6 protein-coding genes are annotated in these 5,026 nt (G+C 72.9%); 1 reads left to right on the forward strand and 5 read right to left on the reverse strand.

Annotated features, from left to right (window positions below):
* Positions 1–89: 89 nt before the first annotated feature.
* Positions 90–302, reverse strand: coding sequence for an EF-hand domain-containing protein (locus ABZT12_RS37395; protein ID WP_356393724.1), 213 nt, complete (start codon positions 300–302; stop codon positions 90–92).
* A gap of 340 nt (positions 303–642) precedes the next feature.
* Here ABZT12_RS37395 and ABZT12_RS37400 point away from each other — a divergent pair, with 340 nt between their 5' ends.
* Positions 643–1,305, forward strand: coding sequence for a GNAT family N-acetyltransferase (locus tag ABZT12_RS37400; RefSeq protein WP_356393727.1), 663 nt, complete (start codon positions 643–645; stop codon positions 1,303–1,305).
* A 14-nt stretch (positions 1,306–1,319) separates the two neighbouring features.
* Here the strand turns inward: ABZT12_RS37400 and ABZT12_RS37405 are convergent, their stop codons facing one another.
* The 4 genes from ABZT12_RS37405 to ABZT12_RS37420 form a co-directional block, all read right to left on the reverse strand.
* Positions 1,320–2,513 (reverse strand): hypothetical protein, encoded by a 1,194-nt coding sequence (locus ABZT12_RS37405; protein ID WP_356393730.1) that lies wholly within the window; start codon positions 2,511–2,513, stop codon positions 1,320–1,322.
* Positions 2,513–3,304, reverse strand: coding sequence for a polysaccharide deacetylase family protein (locus ABZT12_RS37410; RefSeq protein WP_356393733.1), 792 nt, complete (start codon positions 3,302–3,304; stop codon positions 2,513–2,515). Before ABZT12_RS37410 ends, ABZT12_RS37405 begins: the two co-directional genes overlap by 1 nt.
* A 78-nt stretch (positions 3,305–3,382) precedes the next feature.
* A complete protein-coding gene (locus ABZT12_RS37415) occupies positions 3,383–3,886 on the reverse strand; it encodes an ATP-binding protein (RefSeq protein WP_356393736.1) in 504 nt (167 codons plus the stop codon).
* Between the two features lie 262 nt (positions 3,887–4,148).
* Positions 4,149–4,916 carry an enoyl-CoA hydratase-related protein gene (locus ABZT12_RS37420; protein WP_356393739.1) on the reverse strand — a complete coding sequence of 256 codons (768 nt, stop codon included), beginning with the start codon at positions 4,914–4,916 and terminating at the stop codon, positions 4,149–4,151.
* Positions 4,917–5,026: the final 110 nt, after the last annotated feature.

The following is a 5,026-nucleotide window of genomic DNA, read 5'->3' on the forward strand; positions in this document are numbered from 1 at the left end:
CCAGGGTCGCGTCCGGGTCGTGCGGGGCCGCCGCGCACCAGGCCTGCAACCACTCGGCGCGGGAGCGGGCGAAGGAGCCTCCGTCCGGCTCACTTGTCCAGGTGGGCCCAGAACTCGTCGAACGAGAGGACCTTGTCCCCGTTCAGGTCACGGCTCTTGATGATGGCCTCGGCGACCGTCTCGGTGACGTTCCAGTCGCCCCCCTGGGCCAGGGCGGTCTTGAACTCGGCCGCGGTGATGAACCCGTCACCGTCCGTGTCGATCCGCTGGAACTGCTTGCGTGCTTCCTCGATGTCCGCCACCGGATCCGCCCCTTCGTAACGCCTGACCGTGTTGACGGAGGCAAGATTATCCGGCTGTCCGAACGCATAGTGCGGCGACCACCCAGCCGAACTCCGCACGGCGCGCGGCGAGGGGCTCGCGCCCTGCACCGTGGAGAGCAACTCCCGGTAGCGGGCGAGCCGTTCGCTGACGCCGACTCCATCCGGGCGAGTACGGCGGCCGGCCCGGTGGACCTGGCCGGCTCTTCGTTGGTGAAGAGGCCCGTGCCGTCGTACCGGGGGCAGGGGGGTGACCCCTCGGGGGTGCCGCCCGTCTGCGAGTGTGGGGCTTTCAGCCGGTGGAGCCTCAAGGAGCGCGGTGGTGGAGACTCTTCGGGACATTCTCGACGCGGCGGCACACGGCCTCTTCCCGCCCGCTGACGGCCGTACGACCGTCGTGCCGCAGGCGTCGGAGCGGGACGCGGGGGTGCTCGCCTTCACCGCGCACGCGGTGGTCTTCACCGACGAGGACCCGCGATGGGTGTACGACACGCTGGCCGCCGTGGGGTGCGACGTCCTGGCGGCTCCGATGAACCCCCGTTTCCTGACCGCCCTGTTGGACCGGACGGGCCGTACGGCCGAGACGGTCGACGCGATGCTCGTGGGCGCTCCGCTGCCGGGCGTACCGGAGGTGGCGCTGGAGGAGATCAGGGACGGCGGCCATCCGCGCATCGTCTACGCCCGCCGGCGGCGCGACGAGGTGCGCGCGTGGACCACGGAGGGCGGGGTGCTGGTGCTGGGCCGCGGGATCGCGGGGCGCCCGGAGGTCTCCGTCGAGGTGGCGGAGGGGGTACGGCACCGGGGGCTGGGCCGGGCTCTGCTGACGGCGGCCCGGCAGCTCGTCACGGAGCCGGTGTGGGCGCAGGTCGCGCCGGGGAACGCCCGCAGCATGCGGGCGTTCCAGGCGGCCGGTTACCGTCCGGTGGGTGCGGAGGCACTGCTGCTCGGTGCCACGGCCGGCGGTACGACGCGTCCAACTGACTGAGCGGTGCCGGGACTTCAGCGGAAGATGCCGGTGTGGCCCAGGGAGTAGCGGCCCGGCTGGGGATAGACGGCGAGACCGTGCGGGCCGTGGCCGACCTTGATCCGGGCCAGCTGGGTGCCGGTGTGGGTGTCGATGGCGTACACCTCGGAGTTGTAGCGCCCGGAGAGCCACAGCACCTTGCCGTCGGCGGAGACCCCGCCCATGTCGGGGCTGCCGCCATGGGGCAGATGCCACTTCTTGGTGAGTCTGTCGCGGGTGAAGTCGAAGACGGAGACGGTCCCTTCGCCCCGGTTGGAGATGTACATCTCGTGCGAGTCCCGGCTGATGTACAGGCCGTGGCAGCCCTTGCCGGTGGGCAGGAAGGCCGGTTCGGCGAAGGTGTCGCCGTTCAGGACCCACATCCCGTCGGCCATCATGTCGGCGATGTAGAACTTCTTGCCGTCGGGCGAGATCTTGACGTCCTGCGGCATCGCGCCGTGGAACGGCAGTTTCCGCTGGGCCACGACCTTCATCCGCTCCGTGTCGACCTTGAGGAGTTCGCCGCTGAACTCGCAGGAGACGACGAAGTAGCGGCCGTCGGCGGAGAAGTCGGCGTGGTTGACGCCGTAGCAGCTGACCGGGACGGTCCTGATCCGCTTCATGCTGTGCGCGTCGCGGAAGACCAGCTCCTTGTCGAGGGAGGCCATCACGATCGCGTACTTGCCGTTCGGCGTGAAGTACAGGTTGTAGGGGTCGTGCACGTCGACCGGCTTGCCCGCCTTCCCGGTCTTCGGGTCGATCGGGGTGAGGGTGTTGCCGCGGTCGTTGTTGACCCACAGCGTCCTCAGGTCCCAGGAGGGGACGACGTGTTGGGGCTGGGTGCCGACCGGGATCGTCTCGATGACCTGGTACGTCCTGGGGTCGATGACCGAGACGGTGTTGGAGTTGGTGTTGGGGACGTAGACCCGGGACGGGAAGTCCCGCACCACGGGGGAGAGCCGGCCGGGGCGGTCGGCGGAGTAGACGTCGGCCGGGTCGAGCACCGGCGGCATGCCGGGCAGCGTGCGCGGGGCCCGCTGCCGGTCGGCCGGCCGGAGCGCGGCCCCGGAACCGAGCGCCTCGTCGGCGCGGCCCCGCGACCCCTCGCAGCCGGCGACGGCGGCGAGAGCGGCGAGGGCGGCGCAGAGGAGCAGCGCGCGGGTGAGGCAGGGGGAGGACGTGGGGTGCATCAGCTCAGCAGCTCCGTGGTCGTCACCGCGTGCAGTCCGCGGCGGTCGAGTTCTTCCAGTACGGCGGGGAGCGCGGCGACCGTGTCCGCGCAACCGAAGTGCATGCTCACGACGGATCCGGCCCGGACCTCGGCGAGCACCTTGCGGGTGACGGCGGGCGCGCCGGGGGCGGTGAAGTCGAGGGAGTCGACGTCGTAGGAGAGGACGTGCGGGTAGCCCGCCCGGCGGGCGAGCCGTGCCACGAGCGGGGAGGCGGTCGGGGCGCGGGAGGGGCGGAACCAGGTGCCGATCGAGCCCGTGAGCCGCTTGAGGCGGTCGGCGCAGCCGGTGATCTCGGCGCGGGCGTCGGCCTCGGGCAGGGCGTTGACCGCGATGTGGCGCTGGGTGTGGTTGCCGAGGTCGTGGCCGCCGTCGAGGATCCGGCGGGCGATGCCGGGGTGGGCGTCGAGCCAGCTGCCCACGGCCAGGACGGTGACGTGGGCGCCGTGTTTCTCGGCCGTGCCGAGCAGGGCGTTGGCGATGGCGGGGTCGCCCTGGCCGTGGAAGGTGAGCGCGACCCGGGGGCGGTCGCGGGGGCCGTGGGTGATCTGCGCGGGCTGGAGCGGGAAGGCGCGCGGGGCGGGAGCGGCGGCGGGCATCGGCCGGGCGGGGGTGCTGCCCGTGGCGGGGGCCTGGGCGTGGGCGGGGGGTGCGGAGCCGGGGGCACAGCCGGCGGCGAGCGCGCCCGAGGCGACGAGCCCGGCGCCCGCACGCAGTGCTGTCCGGCGGTCGGTCGTGGTCACCCGCACCATTTAAGGGGTGAAGGGTAAGAAAGCGGGCGATTCATCCGTACAGCGGCACGGCGGTGTCAGCGGGCGGCCGACGGCTCGTCAGCGGTCCACGACCCGCATCTCGAACCACGTCGTCTTGCCGCGCGGCAGCAGGTCCACGCCCCACCGGTCGGAGAGCATGTCGACGAGGAAGAGTCCCCGGCCGCTGAGGTCGGTCTCCTGGACCGGCATCAGACAGGGCAGGCCGCGGGAGGGGTCGCGCACCTCGACGCGGATCCAGCCCCGGCGGCGGCGCATACGGAGGCCGAACACCCGCGCCCCGGTGTGCCGTACGGCGTTGCCGACGAGTTCGGAGACGAGCAGGACGGCGTCCTCGGTCAGCTTCGGGGAGAGTCCCCACTGACGCAGGACGACGATCTGGGTGAGCCGGCGCGCGGTGCCCGCCGACTCGGGGCGGGACGGCAGCGGGACCTCCGCCTCGGTCGGGTCGCCGAACAACTCCAGCGCCCTGAGCGCCCGCTCGTCCTCGACCGCAGGCGACCAGCGCGCCGCGGTCGCACGGCCTTGTCCCCGCGGCTGATCGATACCCTCCAGCCCCGCCATGGGCCCATCATGGCCGCAGCCCGGGACGGCGGGGACCGTTCCGGCGGAATGCGCCCCCCGCGCACGCCCGTTCCGCGCCGTACGACCGGCATATGTCAAGGGCAGGGAGGACCTCGCGCCTCCCCCCGCGGCCTGCGGCGGAGACTCGGGCGGCGGCGGTCGGCGGATCCCGTCGGCAAGGCAGAGTTAAGGTCCCGTTAAGGCTGCCATAATCCGCTCCTTCGAGGGACCCGCCGCGGACTGGGCGTCAAGTGGCGGACGGTTACAGGAACTTCGCCTTGCCCGGCCCCTCCTCCACGAAGCTCCGCATCCCCCGCTCGCGGTCCTCGGTGGCGAACAGGCCCGCGAACCAGGTCCGTTCGACGGTGAGCCCGGTCTCGATATCTGTCTCCAGACCGGTGTCGACGGCCTCCTTCGCGGCGCGCAGCGCCAGCGCCGGGCCCTGCGCGAGCTTCGCCGCCCAGGCGTGCGCCTCGGTGTACACGTCGGTGGCCGGGACCACCCGGTCCACCAGGCCGAGGGTGAACGCCTCGTCGGCCTTGACCATGCGGCCGGTGAAGATGAGGTCCTTGGCGCGGGACGGGCCGATCAGCCGGGAGAGCCGCTGGGTGCCGCCGGCGCCGGGGATCAGGCCGAGCAGGATCTCCGGCTGGCCGAGCCTGGCGTCGTCCGCGGCGATGCGGTAGTCGGCGCAGAGGGCGAGTTCGCAGCCGCCGCCGAGCGCGTATCCGGTGACGGCGGCGACCACCGGCTTGGGGATACGGGCCACCGCCGTGAAGGAGTCCTGGAGGGCGCGGGACCGCACGACCATCGCCGCGTGGTCCATGGTCCGCATCTCCTTGATGTCCGCGCCCGCCGCGAACACCTTCTCGCCGCCGTAGATCACCACGGCGCGCACGTCGTCGCGGCGGGCGGCCTCGCCGGCCAGTTCCCTGATGCGGTCCTGGGTGGCTGCGTCCAGCGCGTTCATGGGCGGGCGGTCGAGGCGGAGGGTGCCGACGCCCGCGGCTACTTCGAGAGTCACGGTCATGCGGGCATTATCGGCGCCGGAGCGGCCGTTCCCCCAGAGGGGCGCCGCCCGGCGGCCGACGGACGGGGGGGCGCGGGGGGGGGGGGGCAGCGCCCGGGCCCCCCCGGCGG

Source organism: Streptomyces sp. NPDC005423 (assembly GCF_040606415.1).
Taxonomy (GTDB): domain Bacteria; phylum Actinomycetota; class Actinomycetes; order Streptomycetales; family Streptomycetaceae; genus Streptomyces.

Bases quoted from the DNA above. Each gene is read 5' to 3' on its own strand.
- ABZT12_RS37405 (WP_356393730.1), bottom strand. From the start codon at position 2,513: ATGCACCCCACGTCCTCCCCCTGCCTCACCCGCGCGCTGCTCCTCTGC.
- ABZT12_RS37410 (WP_356393733.1), bottom strand. From the start codon at position 3,304: ATGGTGCGGGTGACCACGACCGACCGCCGGACAGCACTGCGTGCGGGC.
- ABZT12_RS37415 (WP_356393736.1), bottom strand. From the start codon at position 3,886: ATGGCGGGGCTGGAGGGTATCGATCAGCCGCGGGGACAAGGCCGTGCG.
- ABZT12_RS37420 (WP_356393739.1), bottom strand. From the start codon at position 4,916: ATGACCGTGACTCTCGAAGTAGCCGCGGGCGTCGGCACCCTCCGCCTC.